Origin of the sequence: Amycolatopsis vastitatis (assembly GCF_002234595.1) — a bacterium.
Classification (GTDB): Bacteria; Actinomycetota; Actinomycetes; order Mycobacteriales; family Pseudonocardiaceae; genus Amycolatopsis; species Amycolatopsis vastitatis.
This window is the reverse complement of sequence record NZ_NMUL01000016.1, coordinates 228,555-254,241: the sequence shown is the minus strand read 5'-3', so window position 1 is coordinate 254,241 and position 25,687 is coordinate 228,555. Positions and strand designations below refer to the sequence as shown.

General features: G+C 72.3%; 22 protein-coding genes. 12 read left to right on the top strand and 10 right to left on the bottom strand.

The genetic code is table 11. From position 1 onward, the window contains the following. The first annotated feature begins 10 nt into the window (after window positions 1-10). Window positions 11-679 (top strand): response regulator, encoded by a 669-nt coding sequence (locus CF165_RS19315; protein WP_500676264.1) that lies wholly within the window; start codon window positions 11-13, stop codon window positions 677-679. Here CF165_RS19315 and CF165_RS19310 read toward each other — a convergent pair. After that, window positions 676-1,587 carry a DMT family transporter gene (locus tag CF165_RS19310; protein ID WP_093948925.1) on the bottom strand — a complete coding sequence of 304 codons (912 nt, stop codon included), beginning with the start codon at window positions 1,585-1,587 and terminating at the stop codon, window positions 676-678. The genes CF165_RS19315 and CF165_RS19310 overlap by 4 nt on opposite strands. Window positions 1,588-1,689: 102 nt before the next feature. On the opposite strand from CF165_RS19310, the gene CF165_RS19305 reads away from it, so the two are divergent. Further along, a complete protein-coding gene (locus CF165_RS19305; RefSeq protein ID WP_093948924.1) occupies window positions 1,690-2,592 on the top strand; it encodes a LysR family transcriptional regulator in 903 nt (300 codons plus the stop codon). On the opposite strand, the gene CF165_RS19300 is transcribed toward CF165_RS19305, so the two are convergent. The 7 genes from CF165_RS19300 to CF165_RS19270 all read right to left on the bottom strand — a co-directional run bounded on the left by CF165_RS19300 (window position 2,589) and on the right by CF165_RS19270 (window position 9,553). Next, the gene (locus CF165_RS19300; RefSeq protein ID WP_093948923.1) at window positions 2,589-3,731 is read right to left on the bottom strand and encodes a serine/threonine-protein kinase; all 1,143 of its coding nucleotides are present in this window, start codon (window positions 3,729-3,731) and stop codon (window positions 2,589-2,591) included. The genes CF165_RS19305 and CF165_RS19300 overlap by 4 nt on opposite strands. Before the next feature lie 12 nt (window positions 3,732-3,743). Then, window positions 3,744-5,378 (bottom strand): serine/threonine-protein kinase, encoded by a 1,635-nt coding sequence (locus CF165_RS19295; protein ID WP_093948922.1) that lies wholly within the window; start codon window positions 5,376-5,378, stop codon window positions 3,744-3,746. A 215-nt stretch (window positions 5,379-5,593) separates the two neighbouring features. Further along, a complete protein-coding gene (locus CF165_RS19290) occupies window positions 5,594-6,454 on the bottom strand; it encodes a hypothetical protein (RefSeq protein ID WP_093948921.1) in 861 nt (286 codons plus the stop codon). A 260-nt stretch (window positions 6,455-6,714) separates the two neighbouring features. Further along, complete coding sequence (locus CF165_RS19285) at window positions 6,715-7,953, bottom strand: hypothetical protein (protein ID WP_093948920.1); 1,239 nt, start codon at window positions 7,951-7,953, stop codon at window positions 6,715-6,717. Between the two features lie 338 nt (window positions 7,954-8,291). Next, window positions 8,292-8,606 carry a hypothetical protein gene (locus tag CF165_RS19280; protein ID WP_093948919.1) on the bottom strand — a complete coding sequence of 105 codons (315 nt, stop codon included), beginning with the start codon at window positions 8,604-8,606 and terminating at the stop codon, window positions 8,292-8,294. A 64-nt stretch (window positions 8,607-8,670) separates the two neighbouring features. After that, entirely contained in the window at window positions 8,671-8,967 is a 297-nt protein-coding gene (locus tag CF165_RS19275; RefSeq protein ID WP_093948918.1) for a chorismate mutase, read from the bottom strand. A 160-nt stretch (window positions 8,968-9,127) separates the two neighbouring features. Beyond that, window positions 9,128-9,553: a DUF1707 SHOCT-like domain-containing protein gene (locus CF165_RS19270; RefSeq protein WP_093948917.1), complete on the bottom strand. Its 426-nt coding sequence runs from the start codon at window positions 9,551-9,553 to the stop codon at window positions 9,128-9,130. A 213-nt stretch (window positions 9,554-9,766) separates the two neighbouring features. On the opposite strand from CF165_RS19270, the gene pcrA reads away from it, so the two are divergent. After that, window positions 9,767-12,181 (top strand): DNA helicase PcrA, encoded by a 2,415-nt coding sequence (gene pcrA / locus CF165_RS19265; protein ID WP_093948916.1) that lies wholly within the window; start codon window positions 9,767-9,769, stop codon window positions 12,179-12,181. 955 nt (window positions 12,182-13,136) lie between these two features. Here pcrA and CF165_RS19260 read toward each other — a convergent pair. Then, window positions 13,137-13,817: a M23 family metallopeptidase gene (locus CF165_RS19260; protein ID WP_093949012.1), complete on the bottom strand. Its 681-nt coding sequence runs from the start codon at window positions 13,815-13,817 to the stop codon at window positions 13,137-13,139. A 1,178-nt stretch (window positions 13,818-14,995) separates the two neighbouring features. On the opposite strand from CF165_RS19260, the gene CF165_RS19255 reads away from it, so the two are divergent. The 9 genes from CF165_RS19255 to CF165_RS19215 all read left to right on the top strand — a co-directional run bounded on the left by CF165_RS19255 (window position 14,996) and on the right by CF165_RS19215 (window position 24,901). Then, the gene (locus CF165_RS19255; RefSeq protein WP_439098511.1) at window positions 14,996-16,636 is read left to right on the top strand and encodes a hypothetical protein; all 1,641 of its coding nucleotides are present in this window, start codon (window positions 14,996-14,998) and stop codon (window positions 16,634-16,636) included. Beyond that, window positions 16,626-16,949: a hypothetical protein gene (locus tag CF165_RS19250; protein WP_093948915.1), complete on the top strand. Its 324-nt coding sequence runs from the start codon at window positions 16,626-16,628 to the stop codon at window positions 16,947-16,949. Before CF165_RS19255 ends, CF165_RS19250 begins: the two co-directional genes overlap by 11 nt. 119 nt (window positions 16,950-17,068) lie before the next feature. Beyond that, entirely contained in the window at window positions 17,069-18,238 is a 1,170-nt protein-coding gene (sucC, locus tag CF165_RS19245) for an ADP-forming succinate--CoA ligase subunit beta (protein WP_093948914.1), read from the top strand. A gap of 1 nt (window position 18,239) precedes the next feature. Continuing rightward, entirely contained in the window at window positions 18,240-19,130 is an 891-nt protein-coding gene (gene sucD, locus CF165_RS19240) for a succinate--CoA ligase subunit alpha (RefSeq protein ID WP_093948913.1), read from the top strand. A gap of 204 nt (window positions 19,131-19,334) precedes the next feature. Further along, window positions 19,335-20,117 (top strand): DUF5336 domain-containing protein, encoded by a 783-nt coding sequence (locus tag CF165_RS19235; protein WP_093948912.1) that lies wholly within the window; start codon window positions 19,335-19,337, stop codon window positions 20,115-20,117. A gap of 148 nt (window positions 20,118-20,265) precedes the next feature. Then, window positions 20,266-21,726, top strand: coding sequence for a cell division protein PerM (locus CF165_RS19230; protein ID WP_093948911.1), 1,461 nt, complete (start codon window positions 20,266-20,268; stop codon window positions 21,724-21,726). Window positions 21,727-21,803: 77 nt separating this feature from the next. After that, window positions 21,804-22,421, top strand: a complete 618-nt coding sequence (gene purN, locus CF165_RS19225; protein WP_093948910.1) for a phosphoribosylglycinamide formyltransferase — start codon at window positions 21,804-21,806, stop codon at window positions 22,419-22,421. Continuing rightward, window positions 22,411-23,979 (top strand): bifunctional phosphoribosylaminoimidazolecarboxamide formyltransferase/IMP cyclohydrolase, encoded by a 1,569-nt coding sequence (purH, locus tag CF165_RS19220; RefSeq protein WP_093948909.1) that lies wholly within the window; start codon window positions 22,411-22,413, stop codon window positions 23,977-23,979. The genes purN and purH overlap by 11 nt, the downstream gene beginning before the upstream one ends. Before the next feature lie 151 nt (window positions 23,980-24,130). Continuing rightward, window positions 24,131-24,901, top strand: coding sequence for a hypothetical protein (locus tag CF165_RS19215; protein ID WP_093948908.1), 771 nt, complete (start codon window positions 24,131-24,133; stop codon window positions 24,899-24,901). Here CF165_RS19215 and CF165_RS19210 read toward each other — a convergent pair. Further along, entirely contained in the window at window positions 24,898-25,656 is a 759-nt protein-coding gene (locus tag CF165_RS19210) for a hypothetical protein (RefSeq protein ID WP_240521663.1), read from the bottom strand. The two genes, CF165_RS19215 and CF165_RS19210, sit on opposite strands and share 4 nt — an antisense overlap. Window positions 25,657-25,687 lie beyond the last annotated feature (31 nt).

Here is a 25,687-nt window from a genome sequence, read left to right as displayed (position 1 = left end):
GCTCGACGACGTGACGGACAACCAGCGTGAACCGGTCAAGGTGTTCCTCGTCGACGACCACGCGTTGTTCCGCGCGGGGGTGCGCACCGAGCTCGACTCGATCACCGACGAGGTCCGCGTGGTCGGCGAGGCCGGTTCGGTCGCCGAGGCGGTCGCCGGGATCGCCCGGACGAAGCCGCAGGTCGTGCTGCTCGACGTGCACATGCCCGACGGCGGCGGTGCCGAGGTGCTGCGTCGCATCCGCCCGGAGCTGCCGGACGTCGTCTTCCTGGCCCTGTCGGTCTCCGACGCGGCCGAGGACGTCATCGCGGTCATCCGCGCCGGCGCGCGCGGGTACGTCACGAAGACGATCTCGTCGAAGGAGCTGGTCCGCGCGGTGGTCCGGGTCGCGGACGGCGACGCGGTGTTCTCGCCGCGGCTGGCCGGGTTCGTGCTGGACGCCTTCGCCGACCGCCCGGGCTCGGCCCCGATCAACGACCCCGAGCTGGACCTGCTGACCCCGCGCGAGCGTGACGTCCTGCGGCTGCTGGCTCGCGGCTACGCGTACAAGGAGATCGCGTCGGAGCTGTTCATCTCGGTGAAGACGGTCGAGACGCACGTGTCGAGCGTGCTGCGGAAGACCCAGCTGTCGAACCGCTACGAGCTCTCCCGCTGGGCCTCCGACCGCCGCCTCGTCTAGACGCGCTCTTCCGCCAGCACCGGCACCGGCGCCGTGACGGGCTTCTGGATCCGCGTCAGCGCGACGCCGCCCAGGACGACCACCATGCCCGCGATCACCCGCAGGTTGAGCTGCTCGCCCAGGAACACCGCGCCCAGCAGCACCGAAACCACCGGCAGCAGGTAGCCGACGACGGACGCGGCGACCGCGCCTTCGCTCGCCAGCAGCTGGTAGTTCAGCGCGAACGCGATACCCGTCGACCCGATGCCGAGCACCAGCATCGCGAGCACGGGTCCCGCCGAAACGTGCACCGGCGTGAACCCACCCGCGGGCAGCGCCAGCACGAGGAACCCGCTGGCCAGCAGCATCTGCCCGGCCGAAGTCGCGTACGGCGACAACGAAGGGTCCGACAGGTACTTGCCCTCGTAGACGAACGCGAAGCCGTAGCTCGCGGCCGCGGCCAGGCAGGCCAGCGCGCCCCAGCTGAGCAGGCCCGACGCCTGCCACGGCGCGAAGATCAGCAGAATTCCGCCCAGCCCGGCGAGCAACCCCGCCAACCGGGTGCCGGTCATCCGCGACGACGTCCCCATCAGCGGTGCGGCCAGGAGCACCCACAGCGGCGTCGTCGAGTTGAGCACGCCGGTGATCCCCGAGTCGACGGTCGTCTCACCGATGGCGAACAGCAGGAACGGCAGCGCGTTGTGGAAGAACGCCGCGACGGCCAGGTGGCCCCACATCCGCCGGCCGCGCGGCAGCCGCGCCCGGTGCAGCCGGCACAGCAGGAGCAGCGTGGCCGCGCCGAGCACGAGCCGCGCCAGCACCAGCTGCACCGGCGAGAACATCCCCAGCCCCAGCTTGATCCAGAAGAAGCTCGAGCCCCACATGAGCGCCAGCGCACCGATCCTCAGCAGGGTCTTCGTTTCGCCCACCCAGTCCTCCTTCGCCGATCAGCGTCAGCTTCACGCGGAGCTGTCGTAAGGACAAGCGAAATTAACTGCAGGAACACTTAAGCTGAGCTGTACGATCGGGGCATGCTCGACGTCCGCCGCATGCAGGTCCTCCGCGCCGTGATCACCAGCGGGTCGATCACCGCCGCGGCCCGCAACCTGGGCTACACGCCGTCCGCGATCAGCCAGCAGCTGTCCGCGCTGGAACGCGAGGCCGGCACCGAGCTGCTCGAACGCGTCGGGCGAGGGGTGCGGCCGACGCCCGCGGGCGCGCTGCTGTCCGAACACGCCGAGACGCTGAGCACCGAGCTCGCCCGGGCCGAAGCGGCGCTCACCGAGCTCAAGGAAGGCCGCATCGGCCGCGTCTCCATCCGCTACTTCGCGACCGCCGGCGCGTCCCTGGTCCCGCCCGCCATCGCCGCGGTCCGCCGCGAGCACCCCGGCGTGCACCTCGACCTCAAGCTCGTCGAACTCGACGACCCGATGGCGGAGGTCGAGGCGGGCCACGCCGACGTCGCGATCACCGTCTTCCCGCGCCAGACCCCGCCCGCCAAGGGGGTCGAGCTGGTGCACCTGCTCGACGACCCGTACCGGGCCGTGCTGCCGAAGACCCACCCGCTGGCCCGCAAGCGCGTGCTGGACCTGACGGAGTTCGCCGACGAGCCGTGGGTCGGCGTCGACGGCCAGCCCGGCATCTGCCGCGAGATCCTGTACGGCGCGTGCGCGTCGGCCGGCTTCGCGCCGAACATCGTCGTGGAGTCCGAGGACTACCAGACGGCGCAGGGGTTCGTCGCCGCCGGCCTCGGGGTCAGCCTGATCCCGGAACTCGGGCTCGGCGCCCAGCACCCCGGCGTGGTCGTCCGCAGGATCCACCACCCGGAGCCGGTCCGCGTGATCCACGCCGCGGTCGCCTCGCGGGCCGCGAGCCACCCGGCCGTCCGCACCCTGCTGGCGGCGATGCGCGCGGCGACCGCCAAAGTGGCCTAGACGAAGAACAGCTCCGAAACGAGGATGCCGACCAGCACCGCGACGAGGATCGCGGCCACGGTCACCAGCGCCTTCTTCGACACCGGCAGGTTCCACGCCTCGGCCGTCCGGGCCGGGGCGGCGGGCGGCGGCGCGTACTGCGTCGCTTGGTGCGGCGGAGTTGCTTGGGGCTGAACCGGCTGCATCCGCTGGGTCTCCTCGGCCGAGGAGTAGCCGGGCGCGGGCGGGGCGACCGGGATCTGCTGCTGGAACTGCGGACCCGACGGCGGAACCTGCTGCGGCATCGGCGGCGGCCCCGCGGCAGCCAGCCCCGGGTTGAACGGCGGCGCCGGCGGAGGTGGGGGCGGTGGCATCCCGGGCGCGGTCGGCGGGATGAACGCCGTTTCGCGGCCCTCGGTGATCGCCTTCAGCGAGCGGACGGTGTCCGCCATCGTCGGCCGGGTCGTCGGGTCCGCGCGCAGCATCTTGCGCAGCGCCTCGGTGAGGACACCCGCGTTCTGCGGCGGGCGTTCGGACGACTGGCCGTCGTCCCCGAACGGCGGCACGCCCTCCACCGAGGTGTAGAGCGTCGCGCCGAGGGAGAAGACGTCCGCGGCCGGCGTGCCAGGCAGCCCGCGCGCGACCTCAGGCGCAACGTACGCCGGGCTCGGGCCGCCGCCGCTGATCCCGATGTCGGTGAGCTTCACGCCGCCGTCGTCGGCCAGGAGCACCGTGCCCGGTTCGAGGGTGCGGTGCACGAACCCGGCCGCGTGGATCGCGGCCAGCGCGTTCCCGAGCTGGATGCCCAGCAGCGCCGCCTGGTCGGGGGTGAGCCTGCCGTGCTCGGCGAGGAAGGTCGCCATGCTGCGGGACGGGATGTACTCCATCACGAGCCAGACGTCCTGGCCGTCCGGCAGCACGTCGAAGACCTTGATCGCGGACGGGTGCTCGATGCGCGCCGCGTCCTTGCCCTCCTGCATGGCGGCCGCGCGCGCCTGCTCGGCGCGCTCCCCGGCCCCGACCGGCAGGTACATCCGCTTCATCGCGACGGTGCGGAACAGCCGCGTGTCGAACGCCAGCCAGACGATGCCCGCGCGGCCGCGACCGATCGGCTGGTCCAGCCGGAACCGGCCGCCGACGATGGTGCCTTCAGAACTCAAGACTTACCTCGATCATCCGTTGGCTGGCGGCGGCGAGCTTGTCGATGTCGTGGTCTCCGGGCTGGTCGGCGGGGGCTCGGAAGTCGTCGGCTTCGTCGGCGTTGTCGTCTTCGGACTCGTGGTCGGCTTCTCTTCGGTGCTCCGCGCCGTCGTCGTGCGCTTCGACGACGTGGTCGGCTGCTCCTTCGTCGACGGCAGGTCCACCGTCGAGGTGGGCAGCTCCGACGTCGACGGGAGAGACTCCGACGTCGCGACGGGCGACGGCTTGTTGCTCGGCACCGGCGCCGCCGGGGCGGCCGGGTTGTTCGGGCTCAGCAGCCAGACGACGAGCGCGACCAGGCCCACGACGACGATGCCGCCGAGGATCGCCGGGCGCTTCCACGCGCCGGGCTTCTCGTCGTCCTCGTCGGCTGGGCCGGTCTGCGGGCGCTGCCGGGGCGGGGGCGGCGGGGCCGGCTCGTCGTCGTAATCGTCGTAGTCGTCGTACTGGTCGTCCGCGTACGGGCCTTGCTCGTGCGGCGGCACCGGGACGGCGCGGGTCGCGGCCAGCCCGGGCGGCACGCCCCCGTGCTGGTTGTCCGCCGGGTAGTGGTCGTACCCGTCGTAGTCGTCCTCCGGGTAGCCGGTGGCTGCCGGGTAGTCGTCCTCGTCGTAGTACGGCACGGCCTGGGTCGGGGCCGCGTCGCCGAGCAGCGTGCCCGAGTGACCGGCGGGGACCTCGTCGAACATCTGGGTCGCGTTCGGGTCGGCGACCGCGGCGGCGCCGAGGACGCCGGCGGACGGCGCCAGCATGGTGTCTTCGGCCGGGCCGCCGAGCGGTGTCTCCCCGCGGGCGACGGCGGCGAGCAGCTCTTCGCACTCCTCGGCGGTCGGCCGGTGCTCGATGTCCGGGTGCAGCAGCACGGCCAGCACGCTGGCCAGCGGCCCGGACTGGCGCGGCGGGTTGATCTGCCCGGCCGCGACCGCGTGCAGCAGGCTGAGCGTGTTCTCGGACAGCCCGAACGGCGGCTGGCCCTCGCAGGCCGCGTACAGCGTCGAGCCGAGGGAGAAGATGTCGGACTCCGGCCCGGGCTCGCCGCCGATGGCGACCTCGGGGGCCAGGTAGGCGGGGGTGCCGGCGATCATCCCGGTCTTGGTGACCGTGACGTCGTCCTTGGCGCGGGAGATGCCGAAGTCGGTGATCTTCACGACGCCGTTGCCGCCGAGCAGGATGTTGCCCGGCTTGATGTCGCGGTGCACGATGCCGACCGCGTGCGCCTCGCGCAGCGCCGCGGCGACCTGGGCGCCGATGCGCGCCACCTCGGTCGGCGGCAGCGTGCGGCGTTCCTGCAGCACGGTGGCCAGGCTGGTGGAGTTGAGGTACTCCATGATCAGGCAGGGCTGGCCGTTGTCGTCGGTGACGACGTCGAAGACCGAGATCGCGTTCGGGTGGTGCAGCCGGGCCGCGATCCGGCCCTCGCGCATCGTCCGCTGCCGGGCGTCCTCTTTGTCGTGCTCGTCCAGGTGGGGCTGGAGCAGGAGCTGCTTGATGGCCACGGTGCGGCCCAGGACCTCGTCGTGCGCCTGCCAGACGGCCCCCATCGCGCCCGTGCCGATCCGGCCGACGATGCGGTACCGATCGGCGACCAGACGACCCTCGTCGCTCACGCGACCTCCCTTTGGGCTCCGACTTCACCAGGGCGTGAGGATAGGTGCCTGGTGACGCGGCCACTCGTGCGCCGCTTCGCTGGAGCGTATGCACGTGTCGTGGGTTGCGTGCCGGCTTTTCCGAGACCGGCCCGTGACAAGGCTAGGCGCTCACTCTGCGCACACGAATCCGGTACAGGCACTTGAACCACGGGTGAAGGGGTGATCGCCGACGGCTACATGTATTGGGCCGAGATGAGCTCGGCTTCGGTGATCAACCCGCCGCTGTCGGCGACCCGGAACAGCTGGGTGACGCGCACCAGCGCGCCGTCCGGCCGGTGCAGCGTGGCGACCGCGAGGATCGAGCCGTCCGGGTTGATCTGCGTGTCGGCCTCTTGGACGTCGATGGCGTCCATCGCGCTCCAGGTGCGGACCAGCTCGCCGGCCGCGCCGTCGGCCAGCCCCGGGCTCAGCAGCGCCAGTGCGCCCGCCGAATCACGGGCGACGGTGGCGTAGAAGTTCTTGACCGCCTGGATCTTCTGGCTCGCGCTGCGCTCGTCGGCCGCCTTGTCCGGCACCGGCTCGGCCTGGGCCGGCGTCTTGTGGGCCTGCGGGCGGCCCTGGGCCGGCTCGGTGGCGGGCGTGGTGCTCTGGGCGTGCGCACCCGGCGTCGCGGGCTCGTTCTGTTCCGGCGAGCCGCCACCGGCCTGGTGCTGCGGCACGGCGAGGCCGCCGAGCTCCGCGGCTCCGGTGAAGCCGGCGGGCGTGGACTGCCCGCCGGGGGACGCGGCGCGGTGCGAGCTGGTCAGCATCGGCGCGGCGATCACGGCACCGGCGACGAGCGCGCCGGCGGTGACGAGCCCGGCCAGCTTGGCGCGGCGGGCGACCCTGCTCTCCGGCTCGCCGCCGTCCTCGGCCTGCTCCGGCTCGCGGACCGGCTGGGGCCGCGGCGGCAGGAACTTCTGCGGATCGCGGAAGACCTGCTCGAGATAGTCGCGGTCGGCGTCGCCGACGCCGTCGAGAATCTCGGCCGGGATGACGTCCTCGACGCGGACGGCGTGGGGTGATTCCCGCCGTGTGCGCTGCCGATCAAGCACGAAAGTCCTCGCTCTGGGGTTCCGGGGACGGCCACTCGGCCGTTCGGCCGGATGTCCGTTGGTCCGGTTGGCCGGTTCGTGGCCGGTTCCGGATCCGCTGTCGTCAGGTAACCCTGTGCGGACGGCGACCACCAGGCTCTGTCGCCGGAATGCCGTCGCGACACGACGAGCGGCAGCTTATGTCACCCACCCGGACCAGGGATAACCGCTCGGCGCATCGCACGTGCATCAGAACGGGCGAACCGCACGTGCAGGTGCGGCTACTGACCGTCAGCCGTGATCTTGTCGCCGTCGCCGAAGGTCAGCGTGCGCACCTCGGTCGTCTTGGTCCCGTCGGTGTGGGTCACCTCGACGGTGTTCACCGTGACGCCGCGCTGCTGGTCGATGCTGACCCTCTTGACCTCGAAGTACGCGATGCCGGCGTACCGCTGGGCGAGGGCCCGCGGCCCCTGGTCGTGCAGCTCGCCGGTGGTCACCGACGAAGCCGCGCCGGGGTCGGTGGTGACGGTGTTGAAGAACTTCTCCGAGTTGTCCCCCATGGTCTGGGCGTCCGGCGGGAAGGAGTACCACCACGGCGGCTTGACCGGCGTTTCGCGCTCCGCGGGCGTGACCGGCGGCTTCCGCGGGGCGGCGGCGCTGGGCGTGACCGCGTCGGTCGTCGCCGCCGGCCCGGCGGCGCTGTCGTCGCCGGCGGCGGGCCGGGGCACCACGCCGTCGACCGGCCCGGCTCCACCGCCGCCGCTGGTCTTCCCGGCGGCGTTCGCCGGCCGGGCCGGGGATTCCGGCCCCGCCGCGGACCCGCCCTCCGTGGGAGGGCGGTGCTCGCCGGTCGGGTCGACGAGAGCCGGCGCGCCCTGGTAGCCGGGCCACGCGCCCTGCACGGCCTGGTCCATCGGCGGCTTGCCGACCAGGAACGACCCGGCGCACAGCAGCCCGACGACCACGGCGCCGGACGCGCCGGTGGCGAACCAGGCCGCCTTCCGCCACGTCTTCGGCGGGGTCACCGACGCGGGCACCGACCCGATGGCGAAGCCGCCCAGCCCGTCGATCGGCGGGGCCGGGTAGATGCGGACGTCGTCGTCGTCGAGGTCCGTGCAGCGCGGGGCCGGCGTGGCCAGCGAGACGCGGGTGCGGCGGGCGGCCTGGTCGGTGGAGGACTCGACGAGCGGCGCTTCGGAGCCGACGTCCTCGAAGCCGTCGTTCTCGAAGGTGCTGCCCTCGAAGCTGCTGCCCTCGAAGCCGTCGAGCGGGAGGCTGCCGCGCACGGCCGGGAACAGCGGCGGCGCGGGCCGCCGGTCACGGGGCTGCGGCAGCGAAGGCTGGGGGAGCGGGAGCGAGCCCGACACCGGCGGGTCGGCCGACGGCGAGCCGGCCGCGCGGTGCCGCACGGGGCGGTACTGCGGCAACGGAGGCGTCCAGCTCTCCGCGCCGCCGCGCCGGTGCCGTCCGGGATGCGCGGGCGCCGTGGCGCGTCCGGGGAACTCCGTGCCGTTGCTCATGCCGGCTCGACCATCCGGTCCTGCGGTCCTGACGCCATCCGGCCCGGGAACGACCCGATCGGAGCATCCTCACGCGCGGAATCCTGTTCGGAATCCTGCGCAAATGCACGCGCACGCGACAGCGGGCGCGCGGGGCCGGTGCCCCCGCGCGTCCTCCGCCGGGCATCACCCGACCCAGACGCAAGGGTCCTCACGGCGTCAACACTAAAAGCATCCGGCGGCGAAAGTCGCCCCCAAACCTGCAAGTTGCAGCGGTTTCACTCGGTCGGGCGCGACCGAACGGGCGAACGCAGGCGCTGCGAAGTTTCACGCAGCGGCATCGACGCAGTTCAGCGCCTTCAGCCGCCCGTACGGTAACGGTCGCGCGTGGACTGCAGCGCCTTCGTCGCCACCGCGCCGCTACCAGCCGCGACGATGATCGCCACGATGTCGAGGCCGGTTCCCCCGGCCGTGAGCAACCAGGCGAACAGCGAAGCCGCGGTGGTACCGCCGGCCACGGCCCACCGGCTGCGGACGTACTGCGCGACCGGAGCGCCCCCGGCACGCTTACCCGCCGCGTTGTTCAGCAGCGCCAGATACCCCACATGGCCCAGCGCGGCCAGCACGCTCGCGAGCGCGACGATGACGGCGATGAGGTTCACGAGCCAGTCCATGTCCCCAGTCTGCCCGGAGCGGGGCCCCCGGTGCCTCGGGGAAGTCCCCGAATTCCCGCGACCGTTACCGGCCCAGCCGCCCGCGGCCGAGGTTCAGCAGCGCCATGGCCAGCTGACGGCCTTCCGGGCCGAGCTCGCGGTAGCGCGCGAGCACGTCCATCTCGCGGTTGTAGACGATGCGCGTGCCGCCGGCGGCCATCCGCGCGGCCCCGATCGTCTTGGACACCTCGACCCGGCGTTTCACCAGCCGGAGGATTTCCTTGTCCAGCCAGTCGATCTCCTGCCGCAGCGACGTGATGTCGTCACCGGCGGGGGTGTGCTCGGCGGGCTGGCCGTCGGCGTTGGTCGTTTGCGCGTTCATCGGGATCTCTTCCTCGAATCGCGGACCCGGCCCCAGGGACGGCGACAGCCCCGGGTCCGTGGACTCCGGGGCTGACGTGATGGCTGTTCGGGCACTACGCGATCACGGGAGCCGGGGTCCGGTTCCCGTAAAAAATCGTCCTGCGTCGTGCCGCACACGATCAGTATGGCACAGCGGCGCCGGTGCGCTCCCGGAACGAGCGGACCCTGGCGTGGACCAGGACGCTCACCGCGAGCCAGAACAGCGGGAACGCCGGCCAGAAGAATCCCGCGCCCAGCACCGCCCAGCGGACGATCACCAGCACCGCGACCGCGACCACCACGGCGAGGTGGACGCGCAGTGCGGGGTGCCGTCGCAGGGCTTCCCTGGTGAGCGGGAAACCGGGCCGCGGCGGCGCGGGCCGCGGCAGGTCGGCGGTGAGCACCGTCAGTTCGTCGGTGAACCGGGCGGCGTAGACGTGGGTGAGGCGCTCTTCGACCTCGTCGAGGGTGAGCCGGCCTTCGGAACCGGCGCTCTGGACAACGGTGGCGACGCGCTCGCGGTCGGCGTCGGCGGCCCGGACACGGGCGGGGTGGGTGTCTTCCATGTCCGCCGATGCTCCGCGCGTCCGGCCCGGCGCGCGTCGGGTGCCGGGCGACACCTTCCGCTACGCCTGCTGCGGTACCCGGCCGCCGGAACGCGGTCTGCCGCGGCTTGCCCTGAGCGGGAAGGAGGGTGCTGACCCGCCTTCCCGCTCACGACCCGGAAACTCGCCGGACTGTGCCGGGCCCCGGCCCGCCCGGGGTAGCGTGGACGCACGATGGACACCCTCTTCGATCTCCCCGCCGCGACCCCTGTGCGCAAGCCCGCCGCCGGCGGGCAGGCCGAGCTGCTCGACGACCTGAACCCCGCCCAGCGCGAAGCCGTCACCCACGCCGGTGGCCCGCTGCTGGTGGTGGCGGGCGCGGGGTCGGGCAAGACCCGGGTGCTGACCCGCCGGATCGCCTACCTGCTCGGCCGGCGCCGGGTGCACCCCGGCGAAATCATGGCGATCACGTTCACCAACAAGGCCGCCGCCGAGATGCGCGAGCGCGTCGCCGCGCTCGTCGGGCGCCGCGCCAACGCGATGTGGGTGTCGACGTTCCACTCGATGTGCGTGCGGATCCTGCGCCGCGAGGCGAAGACGCTGGACATGTCGTCGAGCTTCTCCATCTACGACTCCGACGACACCAAGCGGCTGATCACGCTGGTGGCACGGGATCTCGACATCGACCCGAAGCGCTACGCCGCCCGCACGCTCGCCGTGCACATCTCGAACCTGAAGAACGAGCTGACCGACCCGGAGACCGCGGCGGCGAACGCGGGCAACGACCTCGAGCGCCGCGTCGCCGAGGTCTACGTCGAGTACCAGCGGCGGCTCAACCAGGCCAACGCCTTCGACTTCGACGACCTGATCATGCGCACGGTCTCGCTGCTGCAGGCGTTCCCGGACGTCGCCGAGTACTACCGGCGGCGCTTCCGCCACGTGCTGGTCGACGAGTACCAGGACACGAACCACGCGCAGTACACGCTCGTCCGCGAGCTGGCCGGGACCGCGCCGAACTCCTCGGGCGTCGAGCCGGCCGAGCTGGTCGTCGTGGGCGACGCGGACCAGTCGATCTACGCCTTCCGCGGCGCGACTATCCGCAACATCGAGGAGTTCGAGCGGGACTTCCCGAACGCGCACACCATCCTGCTGGAGCAGAACTACCGCTCCACGCAGACGATCCTGTCCGCGGCCAACGCCGTCATCGAGCGGAACCCGAACCGCCGGGCGAAGCGGCTGTGGACCGACTCGGGCGACGGCGAGAAGATCGTCGGCTACGTCGCGGACAACGACCACGACGAAGCCGCGTTCGTCGCCGGCGAAATCGACGCGCTGGCCGAGAAGGGCGAAGCCGACTACTCCGACGTCGCCGTCTTCTACCGCACCAACAACCAGTCCCGCGTCTTCGAAGAGATCTTCATCCGGCTCGGCCTGCCGTACAAGGTCGTCGGCGGCGTGCGGTTCTACGAGCGCCGCGAGGTCCGCGACATGATCGCGTACCTGCGGGTGCTGGCGAACCCCGAGGACACGGTCAGCCTGCGGCGCGTGCTGAACGTGCCCAAGCGCGGCATCGGTGACCGCGCGGAGGCCGTCGTGGCGACGCACGCCGAGCGTGAGCGGATCTCCTTCGCGCAGGCGCTGCGGGACGCCGTCGAAGGCAAGGTGCCGCTGCTGAACCCGCGCTCGGTCAAGGCGATCGGCGGGTTCGTGGCGCTGCTGGACGAGCTGGGTGCCCTGGTTGCCGACGGGGCCGAGGTGCACGACGTCCTCGAAGCGGTGCTGGACAAGACCGGCTACCGCGTCGAGCTCGAGGAGTCGGAAGACCCGCAGGACCACACCCGCGTGGAGAACCTGGACGAGCTCGTCACGGTGGCGCGGGAGTTCACCGAGATCACCGCCGAGGTCGCCGCGGACGAGAACGCCGAGCTGGTCGTCGAGGAGGGCGTTCCGGCGCCGGGCTCGCTGCCGGCGTTCCTCGAGCGCGTGTCACTGGTTGCGGACGCCGACTCGGTGCCTTCGCCCGACGGCGGCGACGAAGGCGACGGCGGCGCGGGCGTGGTCACGCTGATGACCGTGCACACCGCGAAGGGCCTGGAGTACCCGGTGGTGTTCTGCACCGGCTGGGAGGACGGCGTCTTCCCGCACATGCGTGCGCTCGGCGACCCGACGGAGCTGGCCGAGGAACGGCGGCTGGCGTACGTCGCGATCACGCGGGCCAGGAACCGCCTGTACGTCTCGCGCGCGATCACGCGCTCGGCGTGGGGCCAGCCGTCGATGAACCCGGCTTCCCGGTTCCTCGACGAGCTGCCGCCGGACCTCGTCGACTGGCGGCGGCTGGAGCCGTCCAGCAGCGGCTTCGGCTCGTTCGGCTCCGGCTCGCGGGGGACGCCGCGGGCGGCGACCACCTGGGGTGGCCGCCGGTCCTCTTCGCCGTCTTCGTCGGGCACGCCGTCGTTCGGCAAGGGCTGGAAGGACACGGTGGCGCTGAAGCTGGACGTCGGCGACCGCGTCAGCCACGACAAGTACGGCCTGGGCACGGTGATCTCCTGCGACGGCGTCGGTCCGCGCGCGACGGCGACGATCGACTTCGGCGCGGCGGGCAAGGTCCGGCTCATGCTCATCGGCAGCGTCCCGATGGTGAAGCTCTAGCCCCACCCGGACGAGTGAATCCGGCGGCGATCCCCGCGATCGCCGCCGGAATCGTCGTACCCACCCGCTACAACTGATCCCGTAATCGAACACAAGTTCGACGAGGGGGTAGTGGGGTGTGGACGCGGTGCTGTTTGGGCTTCTGGCCGAAGGGGTACAGAAATACCTGCGAGGAGTCCTGGAGTCGACGGTTCCGGATCGGGGTCGGGAGCCTTCGGGGGCTTCGGGAATTTCTTCGCATGCGGGAGCGGAGGCGTGCCGGCTGGCCGCCGCCTGGCGAGCGCTGCTCAGGCAGCACGAGCTCGGCGCGGACGGGCAATGCGTCACCTGCGGCCGGGGACGCCGCTGGACGACCAAGGCCCGGAGCGCCGCGCGTGTCCGCTCCGCGGGGGGCGCAGGGGGAGCTGCGCCCTGGGGCTGGCTGCCGGTGCGCCGTCCCCGTCCTGCTGGTCTGTGCACGGTGTGGCAGGTCGCGGTGGCTTACTTCATCCGCCGTCTGCCGGGCGGGCAACAGTAGGCGGTTCCGGGCGCTGAGGGGCTTGTGGGCGGTCTTTTCCGCCTCGGTGTGGTCTCGGGCTCCCGGGGAGTTCCCGGGCGGCCTGGAGGAAATCCGGCGGATCTCGCCGGTGCGTCATCCCGTTGCGTTCGCTTGGACGACTTCTCGCGCACCGGCTTCTCGGGCACCTCTGCCGGTCGCCGCTCGATCGGCGTAGTCCGGCGTTCTTCGGTGGGAGCGCGGCGTCTCCGTGCGGCGAACTCTCGTCTGGTGCCGAGCCGTCGGCCGTGGCCGGAGAGGCGCTGTCGCGGTGTCTCGGCCGGAGCGGATGTTCGCGCGGCCGAGGAACGGCTTCGGTCCTCAGCGGCGAATCATGGCTCTACGGCCGGGTTTCCGGCGGCGTGTCCGCGCTGCCCGCGGGCGAGCGGGGAGTGGACCGTCGGGGGTGGAGCGAGCGGATCAGACGACGATGCCGCGCGCGGCCAGCCAGGGCCGGGGGTCGATCTTCTTGGTGCCGTTCTGCCACACCTCGAAGTGCAGGTGAGGGCCGGTGCTCGCGCCGCGGTTGCCGATCTCGGCGATCTGCTGGCCGCACTTGACCGTCTGCCCCTCCTTGACGGAGAAGCTGTTCATGTGGCCGTAGACCTGGATCGTGCCGTCGTCGAGCTGGATCCGGACCCAGAGGCCGAAGCCGCTGGCGGGGCCGGCCTCGATCACCTTGCCGTCGGAGGCGGCGTAGATCGGGGTGCCGATCGAGTTGGCGATGTCGATGCCGAGGTGGCTCGTGCCCCACCGGGCACCGAAGCCCGAGGTGAAGGTGCCGTGCGCGGGCAGGCAGGTCTTGGGACGCGAAGCTTCTTCGGCGGCCTTCTTGGCGGCGTCGGCTTCGCGCTGCTCGCGGGCCTGCGTGATGGAGGCGCTGTCGGCGAGCTTCGCGGCTTCGGCGGAGGCGTCGACGGTGCGGCCGGTGGGCAGGAGTTCCGGGGCGCCCCCGGAACCCGCACCTCCCGCGGTCAGCGAAGCGCTGGCGTCCTGGCTGTTGGCCAGGGGGGTGACGGCGGTGTCGGAATCGGTGACTGTCTTGAGGGTCGAGCCCGCAGCGGCGGCGGCGAACGCACCAGCCGCAACGGCGGCAACCACGACACGGCCGCGGAGGGCCGAAGAGGGCGGGGCGATGCGGTGCGCACCCCGGACACGGACGACCGCGCCTTCGAGCGCGTCCTTCAGTGCCGGGGAAGGAGCTTGGCCGCCGGGGGAGCGGTGTGAAGCCAAGACAGGGCCTTCCATCGTCGGGGAGCCGGGTCGAGGACTGCGGGCGGGGGAACCCGGTAAGCGGACCTCGGGGGTGGTTCGCTCGGTGTCCTACTTCGTGACCTGACTGTAATGGGGACCCCGGGACAGTAACGAAGGGGTACCGCTGTCGGCAAGACGTGCCTCCCGCGTCGGCCGTTCGGGTGGAGTTCACGAACCGCTCACCTGTGGAAATCACCCAAAGTTAGAGGGGGTTTACGGCGTTCGATGTGACTTGTCTTACAGGCGAGAGGGGTGGTGAAGGCGTCTGGAGGGCCTCCGAGGGCATCACGGCCCGGAATAACGGTTTGCGGACGGGTGTTCCCGCCCTTTCGACGACTCGCGCCCCCGGCGACGGCTCCTGCCCGCCCGGACTTGCTAGCGTCGCGGGCAATATGCCCCCACGCTCAGAGCCCCCCACCGGCAGCACCCCGCACGACCCCGCGGCCGAAGACCCCACCGGCAAGCGGTCAGGCCCGGACGCGGCCAAGCCGACAGCATCCGCCCCCGGCGACGCGACCGAGGACACGCAAGATTCCGTCGAGCCGCTCCGGACGGGCAGTGGTGAAGCCACGCCGGTCGGCGCTGATCAGGGGGCCGGTGAGTCGGTCGCAGCCGCACGGGATTCGGTCGGATCGCCGCGGCCGGGCAGTGGCGAAGCCGAGCCCGCCGGCGCCGGCGAGGCGGCGAAGGGCGCGGGGGATTCGGTTGAGTCGCGCTCGTCGGATGGCGGCGGAGCCGCGGAATCCGAGTCCATCGGCGCTGTTCGGAGGTCCGGTGAGTCGGTCGCAGCCGCGCGGGATTCCGTCGAGCCGCCCCGGCCGGGCAGTGGTGAAGCCGAGTCCACCGGCGCCGATCGGCGGTCCGGCAGACCTGCCGATCCCGTGCCACGGTCCGCCGTTTCCGCCGCAACTCGCCAAGCCACGCAGAACTCGGCCTGGGACACCGACGACACCGGCCTCTCGCCTCTCCTGACCGCGGCTCTCGGGCTCGCCGTCCTCGGTGCTGTCGCTCTCGCCGTCGCCGGAATGGTTTCCGTCTCGCCCGCCGCCGGGCCCGGGTTCGTCGCTTGGCCGTGGCTGGCCGTTCTCGCGCTCGCTCCGGCCGCGGCCGCCGTCTGGGCCGCCGTCACGAAGCACCCCCGGCTCGGCGGGGGTCTCGTCCTCGGTCTCGCCGCCCTGGCGCCCGGGCGGCTCGTGCTCGACCTGCAGTTCGCCGTCAACGGCCCGCTCACCATCCGGCCCGAGCTGTACCTGCCCGACCGGTTTCTCGGCGGCTCGGCCGTCGGCGCCGGGTTCTGGCTGCTCGTCGCCGGGCACGTCCTCACCTGCGCCGCCGGGGTGCTCGCCTGGCGGGCGCACCGGAGCCACGAAGAGCCCGAACGCCGCCGCTGGCGGCTGCTCGCGCCGCTGCTCGCCGTCGTCGCCGGGGTCGGGCTGCTGACCGCTCCCGTCCACTCCGACAACGGTTTCCTGCTCGCCCGCTCCGCCTTCGAAGGGCCTTGGCCCGCCCTCGGCGGCTACCTCCTGCTCGCCGCCGCGTTGCCGTTGGCCGCCGCGGTCGCCCTCGCCGCTCCGTCCGAAAGCACCGCCCGCGGGGCGCTCGCCGGGCTGACCGCCGGTGCCTTCGGCGTGGCCGTTCCGCCCGTGCTGGCCGGTCTCTACCGCTCCGATCTGCACGTCACCTGGGGACCCGTCCTCGTGCTCGGGGCGACCGCCGTCATCGGCGGCCTCGCCTTCACACGGCTCACCGAGAAGATCGAGAACTCCGAAGCCGACCTCGCCGGCTCCGCAAAGCTGCCAGGGCTCTTCTGGTGGCGGCTGACCACCGGGCTGCTGGGCCTGGCCACCGCGATCGCCGCCGTCATCGGCAGCGTCGCGCCGCAGGTCGCCGTCACCGCGCTGAACCCCGGGGCCACCACGCCGGTCAGCGCCGCCGCCGCGAGTCCCGCCCGCTGGTTCCTGCTCACCGCCGCGCTCGTGCTCGCCGTGCTCGCCGCCGGGACGCTGGTCCCGAAAACCGCGCCGGGGGCGCGGCCGCTGGCCGGGCTCGCCTGGGCCGGGATCGTCCTGGCCGGCACGGCCGTCCTCAACACGGCGCTGACCGCCACCCAGGCCGGCAACCTCGCCGGCTTCGGGGGCACCGGCACCGCCCCGGCCTTCACCTACGACCTCGGCGCCGGCGCGGCCTGGACGTTCGTCGCGCTCGTGCTCGCCGCCCTGACCGCGCTCGCCGCCGCCGGGACCGGCGTCGTCGAACGCGAGGACACCGGGGAGGGCGCCGGACCGGACAAGAACGTGCTCACCCCCGTCGTGGCCGGTGGAGTGCTCGCGGTCGCCGCGTTCGGGCTGCCCGTCTTCAGCGTTCCCGGCTACGTCGCGCCCGGGCTCTGGTCGAACTTCGACACGCCTTCGTGGGGCCTGCTGACCGCCGCCGCGGTCGTCCTCGGCGCCGCCGCGCTGGCGCTGCGTTCCCGGCCGAAGCCGGCGGCGGCGCTGCTGTCCGGTGCTGCCCTGCTCGTCGCGCTGCACGCCGCGGAGCTGCCGCTCGTCGGCGGCGCGCTCGGCGGCGCGAGCCCGTCCACGGGGTTCTGGGTCGCCCTCGCGGCCGTGGCCGCACTGCTCGTCGCGGCGGGCATGTCGGCCGCCGGCGGACGTCGTGAGCCGTGACCGGCTCCGGGTGCTCGTCGTCGAGTTCACCCGGCCCGACCCGGCGGCCATCGCGCTGGGGCGCGTCCTGCGCGACGAAGGCGTGGAGGTCGTCCACGCCGGCCCGCTGGACACCGCCGAACAGATCCTCCGCACCGCCGAGCAGGAGGACCCGGACGCGGTCGGCGTGCTCGGCGCCGCGCCGCCCGAAGACCTCGAATCCGCTCTCGGTGGCGCCCTCGTTTTCACCGCCGAGACCGCCTCGGACACGCTGAAACGGCTCGGCGGTGGGCGGTCTCACACCGCCGACGCACCGTCTGACCGCACACGGTGACCGACTTCACCAGGTGCGGAGTCCCCTGCGTCTGCGCAGGTCGCTAACCTCGACTGGTCCGACAGCGCGGTCCGGTAGTGCGGACCACCACAGTGGCGTGTCGTCAGGAGACTGGAGTAGTGGACCTCTACGAGTACCAGGCGAGGGATCTCTTCGCCGCACACGGAGTACCGGTTCTGCCGGGCTCGGTGGCTAGCAACCCCGAAGAAGCCAAGACCGCCGCGGAGCAGATCGGCACCCAGGTCGTCGTCAAGGCGCAGGTGAAGGTCGGCGGGCGTGGCAAGGCGGGCGGCGTCAAGCTGGCCCAGACGCCGGACGAGGCGAAGGAGAAGGCGGAAGCCATCCTCGGCCTCGACATCAAGGGCCACATCACGCGCCGCGTGCTCGTGGCGGAAGCCTCGGACATCGCGTCCGAGTACTACTTCTCCTTCCTGCTGGACCGGGCGAACCGCACCTTCCTGGCGATGGCCTCGTCCGAAGGCGGCATGGAGATCGAGCAGCTCGCCGTCGAGCGCCCCGACGCGCTCGCGAAGATCCCCGTCGACGCGATCGCCGGCGTGGACAAGGCGAAGGCGCTCGAGATCCTGAAGGCCGGCAACTTCCCGGCCGACATCATCGACGAGGCCGCCGACGTCGTGGTGAAGCTCTGGGAGACCTTCGTCTCCGAGGACGCCACCCTGGTCGAGGTCAACCCGCTGGTCCGCGACCCGCAGGACAAGATCATCGCCCTCGACGGCAAGGTCACCCTCGACGAGAACGCGGACTTCCGCCAGCCGGGCCACGAGGCCCTGGTGGACAAGGACGCGGAGAACCCGCTCGAGGCGAAGGCCAAGGCCAAGAACCTCAACTACGTCAAGCTCGACGGCCAGGTCGGCATCATCGGCAACGGCGCGGGCCTCGTGATGTCCACTTTGGACGTCGTGGCGTACGCGGGCGAGAAGCACGGCGGCGTCAAGCCGGCCAACTTCCTCGACATCGGCGGCGGCGCGTCGGCCGAGGTCATGGCGGCCGGGCTGGACGTCATCCTCAACGACACCGACGTGAAGAGCGTCTTCGTCAACGTCTTCGGCGGCATCACCGCCTGTGACGCGGTGGCGAACGGCATCGTCGAGGCCCTGAAGATCCTGGGCGACGAGGCTGCCAAGCCGCTGGTCGTCCGCCTGGACGGCAACAACGTCGTCGAGGGTCGCCAGATCCTCGCGGACGCGAACCACCCGCTGGTCACCGTGGTGGACACAATGGACAACGCGGCCGACAAGGCTGCCGAGCTCGCCGCGGCAGGTGCGTGAGATGTCGATCTTCCTGAACGAGAACAGCAAGGTCATCGTCCAGGGGCTCACCGGCTCCGAGGGCATGAAGCACGCCACCAAGATGCTGAAGTCCGGCACGAACATCGTGGGTGGCGTCAACGCCCGCAAGGCCGGCCAGACCGTCACCATCGAGGGCAAGGACCTCAAGGTCTTCGGCACCGTCGAAGAGGCGATCAAGGAGACCGGCGCCGACGTGTCGGTCATCTTCGTGCCGCCGAAGTTCGCCAAGGACGCGGTCCTCGAGGCGATCGACGCCGAGATCCCGCTCGCCGTGGTGATCACCGAGGGCATCCCGGTGCACGACTCGGCCTACTTCTGGGCCCACGCCGTCGCGAAGGGCAACACGACCCGGATCATCGGGCCGAACTGCCCCGGCGTGATCAGCCCGGGCAAGTCGAACGCCGGCATCATCCCGGCCGACATCTCCGGCCCGGGCCACATCGGCCTCGTGTCGAAGTCCGGCACGCTGACCTACCAGATGATGTACGAGCTGCGGGACATCGGCTTCTCGACCGCGGTCGGCATCGGCGGTGACCCCATCATCGGCACCACGCACATCGACGCCCTCGAGGCGTTCGAGGCGGACCCGGACACCAAGGTCATCGTGATGATCGGCGAAATCGGCGGCGACGCCGAAGAGCGCGCCGCGGCCTACATCAAGGAGAACGTGACGAAGCCGGTCGTCGGTTACGTCGCGGGCTTCACCGCGCCCGAGGGCAAGACCATGGGCCACGCGGGCGCCATCGTGTCGGGTTCCTCCGGCACGGCCGCCGCGAAGAAGGAGGCCCTCGAGGCCGCCGGCGTCAAGGTCGGCAAGACCCCGAGCGAGACCGCCGTCCTCGCGCGTGAGCTGTACAACAGCCTCGGCTGAGATCCACGAGTAACTCCTGGTGAGGCCGGGCACCCGCGTGGTGCCCGGCCTTTCCGCGTTTCGGGACGAAACCTGCCGAGGTATTCACGCGTCTGGTGGGCTGGCGGCCTTCGAGTGCGCTAGCGTTCTGCGCACACAAGCCGCCTCGTCTTCCTTGGGCGCCCGCGCGTCCGAAGTGCCGGTCGAACCGACAGGAGTGCATCGATGACCTTCCCCAGCGGCGGGCCTGGCTACCCCCAGCAGGGTGGCGGCCAGCAGCCCCCCGGACCGCCGTCCAGTGGCTTCCCGGCGCAGCAGCCGCCGCACTCGCACCAGGCGCCGTCCGGTGGTGGTGCGGCGGGCCTGCCGCAGAACCTGCCGCTGCTGCTGGCCCTGGTCGTCGCCGTCCTCGGCCTCGTGCAGTACTTCCTCGGCTTCTCCGACAACGGAGACGTCGGTATCGGCGGGACGTTCCTGCTGGGCGCCGGCCTGCTCGCCGCGATGCACGCGCTGCCGAAGGGCCCGAAGACGCTGCCGTTCGCGGCCCTGTTCAGCGTCCTCGGCGCGCTCGAGGTCCTGGACTCGCTGGTCGGGATGCAGACCTCGCCCGGCATCGTCACCGTCATCCTGATCCTGGGCATCCTGCAGATGCTCGTCGCGGTCGGCGCGCTGCTGATCGAGCACGACGTCATCAAGCCGCCGGCGCCGAAGCCCGCCGCGCCGTCCTACGGCGGCCAGTACGGCCAGGGCGGCCAGCAGCAGCAACAGCAGCAGTACGGTCAGCCCGGCCAGCAGTTCGGCCAGCCGGGTCACGGGCCGGGCGCCTCGGCCGGTGAGCAGGCGGCGCCGTTCTCGCAGCCGGGCCAGTACGGTTCGCCGAACCCGCCGTCGACCACGCCGCCGCCGGGGCAGCAGGCCACGACGTACGCCCCGCAGCAGGGCCAGTTCTTCCAGCAGCCGCCACCGGACAACCCGGGCACCCCGCCCGGCGGCTTCGGCAAGAGCTGACGCAAAGCCCCTCCGGAACACCCGCTGTGCCCCTCGGTGGCCCGGCGGGTGTTCTGCACTCGGGGGGTTACCCGACCGGGTGGGTTAGCTTCCCCACGTTCCCGCGCGGCGGCGAGCCTCACCCGGACGGACCAGCCCGGATGTCAGGGTGCGGATCATGGAAGTGCTCACCGACGACCCCCGCCCACCGGGTGACGTCGTGGGCGGCCCCGGGCTCTCCCGGGCGGCCCGGGTCCGGGTGCTGCTCGCCGCCGCACTGGGCCCGCTGGTCACCGGCTACGCCGCCGTCGCGACGGTGCTGGCCCTGGTCATCCTGACCGCCGAACGCACCGTCTTCTCCACCACCGGAGTGTTGCTGGCCGCCGGGCCCGGCTGGCTCGCCGCCCTCCAGGTGCGCCTCGGCCTCGGCGGTCACCCGCTCGGCGTGCTGCCGCTGCTGCCGACGCTGGGCGCGTTCGCCCTGGCCGCGCGGACGGCGTCCGGCGCCACCCAGCGCCTCGGCTGCCGGTCGTTCCGCGACGCGCTGCCCGTCCTCGTCACGGTCACCGCCGCGCACGCGGTGTTCGGGCTGGTCGTCGCCCTGGCGGCGCAGGGCTCGCCGGTGACGGCGAACCCGCTGTCCGCGTTCGCCGTGCCCGGTCTGCTCGCCGCGGCCGCTTCGTTCGCGGGTATCACCTGGTCGTGCGGGCTGCCGGACGTCGTCGCCGAACGCGTCGACCCGCTGGCCGTGCGCGGGCTGCGGGCCGGTGCGCTGGGGCTCGCGGTGCTGCTGGCCTGCGGCGCCGCCGTGTTCACCGTCGCGACCGCTGTGTCGTGGGCGACGGTGTCCGACATCTACGAGCCCGCCTTCGGCACCAGCTTCGGGCTCTTCCTGCTTTCCGTGCTGTACCTGCCGAACGCCGTGACGGCCGCGCTGTCCTTCGTCACCGGCCCCGGGTTCTCGATCGGCTCGCTGAACGTCGGCATGTTCGGCTACCGCGGCAGCGCCGTGCCGGGTGTCCCGCTGCTCGGCGGCCTGCCCGGCCACCACGCCGCGTGGTGGCCCGCGCTGCTGGTGCTGCCCGCGGCGACCGGCGCGCTGGTCGGCTGGTCGCTGCGCAAGGCCGACGCCGATCCGGCCCAGCGCATCCGCGCGGTCGCGGTGGCCGGCGTGGTCGTCGCGCTCGGCTGCGTCGTGCTGGGCACGCTGTCCGGCGGACGGCTCGGCGACGGCCCGTTCGACCCGGTGAGCGTCCCGGTCGGCGTCGCTTCGGTCGTCGCCTTCTGCTGGATCGTCATCCCAGGCTCGTTCGCCGCGTTCTTCACCGGCGAACACGAGCCGCCCGCGCCGCCGCCGGAAGCGCTCGAGGACAACCAGGCGTTCGAGGACGCCGAAGCGGTCGACGCCGAAGAAGCGTCCGAAGCGGTGGAGGAACTAGAAGCGTCCGAAGAGGACGAAGAAGCCGAAGTCACCGAAGCAGAGACCGAAGAGGACGCCGAGTTCGAAGCCGAGGCCGACGCCGAACTCGGCCTCGAAGAACCGGCCGAAGACGCTCTCGCGGCCGACGAAGCTGTGACCGGAGGCACCGAGACCTGCGGCGACGTCGAGCCGGACGAGGGCGACCGTTAGGGTTTAGGTGACCTGGTGAAGCGCCGTGCGCCCGGCTGCGCACCGCCCGCGGCAAGGAGCCCGCTCTGTCTCAACGGTTGGAGCTGCCCACTCCGGTGAAGCTCGTCGTGCTCGCGTCGGGCTCCGGCACCCTCCTGCAGGCGGTGCTGGACGCCACCGGGCGGTCCGGCTTCCCGGCCAAGGTCGTCGCCGTCGGTGCCGACCGCACCGGCATCGAGGCCCTCACCCGTGCCGAGCGCCTGAGCATCCCCTCGTTCACCGTCCGCGTCGCCGACCACCCCGACCGCGCCGCGTGGGACAAGGCGCTGACCGAGGCCGTCGCGGCGTACCGGCCGGACCTGGTCGTCTCCGCCGGCTTCATGAAGATCCTCGGCGAGCAGTTCCTCGGCCGCTTCACGGTGATCAACACGCACCCGGCGCTGCTCCCGTCGTTCCCCGGGATGCACGCGGTCCGCGACGCGCTGGAGGCCGGGGTCAAGGTCACCGGCTCGACCGTGCACTTCGCGGACGCGGGGGTCGACACCGGGCCGATCATCGCCCAGGAGGCGGTCGTCGTGGAGAGCGACGACGACGAAAACGTCCTGCACGAACGGATCAAGGCCGTCGAACGCAGGCTGCTGGTGGAAACGATCGAGCGACTCGGCCGCGGTGGCTGCGCCGTGGACGGACGAAAGGTGACATTTCGTGAGCACTGACCTGGGACGGCGCCCGGTCCGCCGGGCGCTGATCGGCGTCTCGGACAAGGCGGGCCTCCTGGACCTCGCGACCGGCCTGCACGCGGCCGGCGTCGAGATCGTCTCCACCGGCGGCACGGCGAAGGTCATCGCCGACGCGGGTGTCCCGGTCACGCCGGTCGAGCAGGTCACCGGGTTCCCGGAGTCGCTGGACGGCCGCGTGAAGACGCTGCACCCCCACGTGCACGCCGGGCTGCTGGCCGACCAGGGCAACCCCGACCACGTCGAGCAGCTGCGCAAGCTGGACATCAAGGCGTTCGACCTGCTCGTGGTCAACCTGTACCCGTTCGCGCAGACTGTCGCGTCCGGCGCGAGCCCGGAGGACTGCGTCGAGAACATCGACATCGGCGGCCCGGCAATGGTCCGCGCGGCGGCCAAGAACCACGGCAGCGTCGCGGTCGTCGTCGACCCGGCCCGCTACGGCTGGGTGCTCGAGCGTGTCGCCGACGGCGGCTTCGACTTCGCAGACCGCAAGCGGCTCGCGGCTCAGGCGTACGCGCACACGGCGGCGTACGACACGGCCGTCGCTTCGTGGTTCGCCAGCGCGTATGCCCCCGACGAGGACACTGTCGACGCCGGTTTCCCGGACTTCCTCGGCGCCACCTGGGAACGCGCCGACGTCCTGCGCTACGGCGAGAACCCGCACCAGAAGGCCGCGCTGTACAAGAGCGACCGGCCCGGCCTGGCGCACGCCGAGCAGCTGCACGGCAAAGCCATGTCCTACAACAACTACGTCGACACCGACGCCGCGCGCCGCGCCGCGTACGACTTCGCCGAGCCCGCCGTCGCGATCATCAAGCACGCCAACCCGTGCGGTCTGGCGATCGGCGTCGACGTCGCCGAAGCGCACCGCAAGGCGCACGCGTGCGACCCGGTTTCGGCCTACGGCGGCGTCATCGCGACGAACCGGCCGGTCAGCCGCGAGGCCGCCGAGCAGATCGCCGAGGTCTTCACCGAGGTCGTGCTGGCCCCGGACTTCGACGCCGAAGCGCTGGAAATCCTGCAGCGCAAGAAGAACATCCGGCTGCTGAAGCTGCCGGCCGCCCCGGCGTCGCCGATCGAGTTCCGCCCGATCTCCGGTGGCGTCCTGCTGCAGACGGCCGACGCGATCGACGCTTCCGGCGACGACCCCGCCAACTGGAAGCTCGCCACCGGCGCCCCGGCCGACGAGCAGACCCTGCGCGACCTCGAGTTCGCGTGGCGCTCGCTGCGCGCGGTCAAGTCGAACGCGATCCTGCTGGCCACCGGCGGCGCGACCGTCGGCGTCGGCATGGGCCAGGTCAACCGGGTCGACTCGTCGCGGCTGGCGGTCTCGCGGGCGGGCGACCGGGCCAAGGGCGCGGTCGGCGCGTCGGACGCGTTCTTCCCGTTCCCGGACGGCCTGGAGGTGCTGACCGAGGCGGGCGTGCGCGCGATCGTGCAGCCCGGCGGCTCGGTCCACGACCCCGAGGTCATCGCGGCCGCGGAAAAGGCGGGCGTCACCATGTACCTGACGGGGACGCGCCACTTCGCGCACTGACCGCTTTCGGGGGCTCCGGGTGGCGGAGCCCCCGGCCCGGGGCGAAGCCCCGGATGTCACTGACCGCTTTCGGGGGCTCCGGGTGGCGGAGCCCCCGGCCCGGGGCGAAGCCCCGGATGTCACTGACCCGCGCTTCGAGAGGGAGGGCTCGATGCAGCAACCGCCGCCGTACGGCCACGGCCAAGGTCAGCCGGGGTACCCGGGCCATCCCCAGCAGCCCGGGTACCCGCCTCGGGGCTATCCGCAGCAGCCGGGCTACCCGCCACCGGGCTACCCTCCGCCCGGCTACGGCGGGCCGATGGGGCCGCCGCCGAAGAAGAAGCGCACCGGGCTGATCCTCGGCATCGTCGGCGGCGTCGTCGTGCTGCTGGGCGCGGGCATCCCACTGGGGATCTTCGCGAGCGACTACTTCGCGAGCACCGGCGCGCAGCCGTCGTCGTCGCCGGTGCCCGCCGAGTGCCAGGTTCCGGCGCAGGTGCTGGAGAAGGCCGGCTTCCCGAGCTACGCCGGCACCAGCCCTGTCGGCACGTCTTCGCCGCTGCCCGGGCTGAAGCAGATCGGCTGCGGGTTCAAGCCGGGGCCCGACGAGAACGTCCGCGACGCCACCATGAGCGTCCGGATCGTCGAGTATTCCGGAGAAGACGCGCTGCAACAGGCGAAGGACAACTTCATGCCGACGAAGCCGGAGGTGGCGCCCACCGAGCTGCGCGGCCTCGGCGACAAGGCGGCGCTGGTCCACCTGGTCACCAAGAGCGCGTTCAGCGGCGCCGAGCTGCACGTGCTCAAGGGGACGAACGTCGTCACGGTCGAAGTGAACGGCTGGGACAAGGGGTTCTTCTCGAACTCGCCGATCCCGCAGCAGGAGTCGGACGACGCCGTGAAGGCGGTCGCCGCCGAGGTCGTCAAGAAGCTGCCGCGCTAAGCAGGCGCGGGCAGCGCCTTGCAGAGCGCGACCGGGAACTTCGGTTCGGCCGACTGGATGTCGGCGCACCCGGCCGTCTTGACCTGCGCGAACGCCGTCCAGCCGCCGTCGCTCCAGCGGAAGACGGAGCGGGACGGCGGTTCGGTCTCGCGCATCAGCAGGTCGAGGACCAGCCAGCCCGGATCGCAGGCGCGGGTGGTCCCGGTGCTTTCCGCGCCCACGGCGGACACCGCCGCGCCGATCCACGCGGGGTCGCAGTGGTCGGCGGGCGGGGTGCAGGTGCCCTGGCGGTCGCAGTGGCCCCAGCCGGCGCCGAGCTTGTGCCAGGCGTTCGCGGCGTCGGCGTTGAGGATCACGGTCCGGTCCGCGACCGGCTCCGACGTGCTCAGCCGCAGCTCCGCGGGCACCTTTTCCTGGCAGCCGCCCGCGGCGGGCCGGGTCGAGTAGACGACGTCGGCGCGGATGTCGGTCTTCGCCTCCACGAGCTGCTCGATCCGCGGCTCCCGGACGCAGCCGGGGTCCTTGCCGGGCAGGGCGATCTGCACGAACAGGCTCTTCGGGTCCGGGCCCGGGCGGATCCCGGTGACGTCGGCGCGGAACGAGCGCCACTCCGCGCCCATGGTCGTCGGCGCCGGGGCGGCGGCCGTGGCGCCGGGCACGCCACCGCCGGCGGTCAGCACGACGGCGAGCACCACGCCCGCCGCGACGAGGGCGCCGGTGATCCACAGGATCGGCCGGCTCCGCTGTTCGGTCATCGCCACCCCCAAGTTCACCGGGCAATCTAGC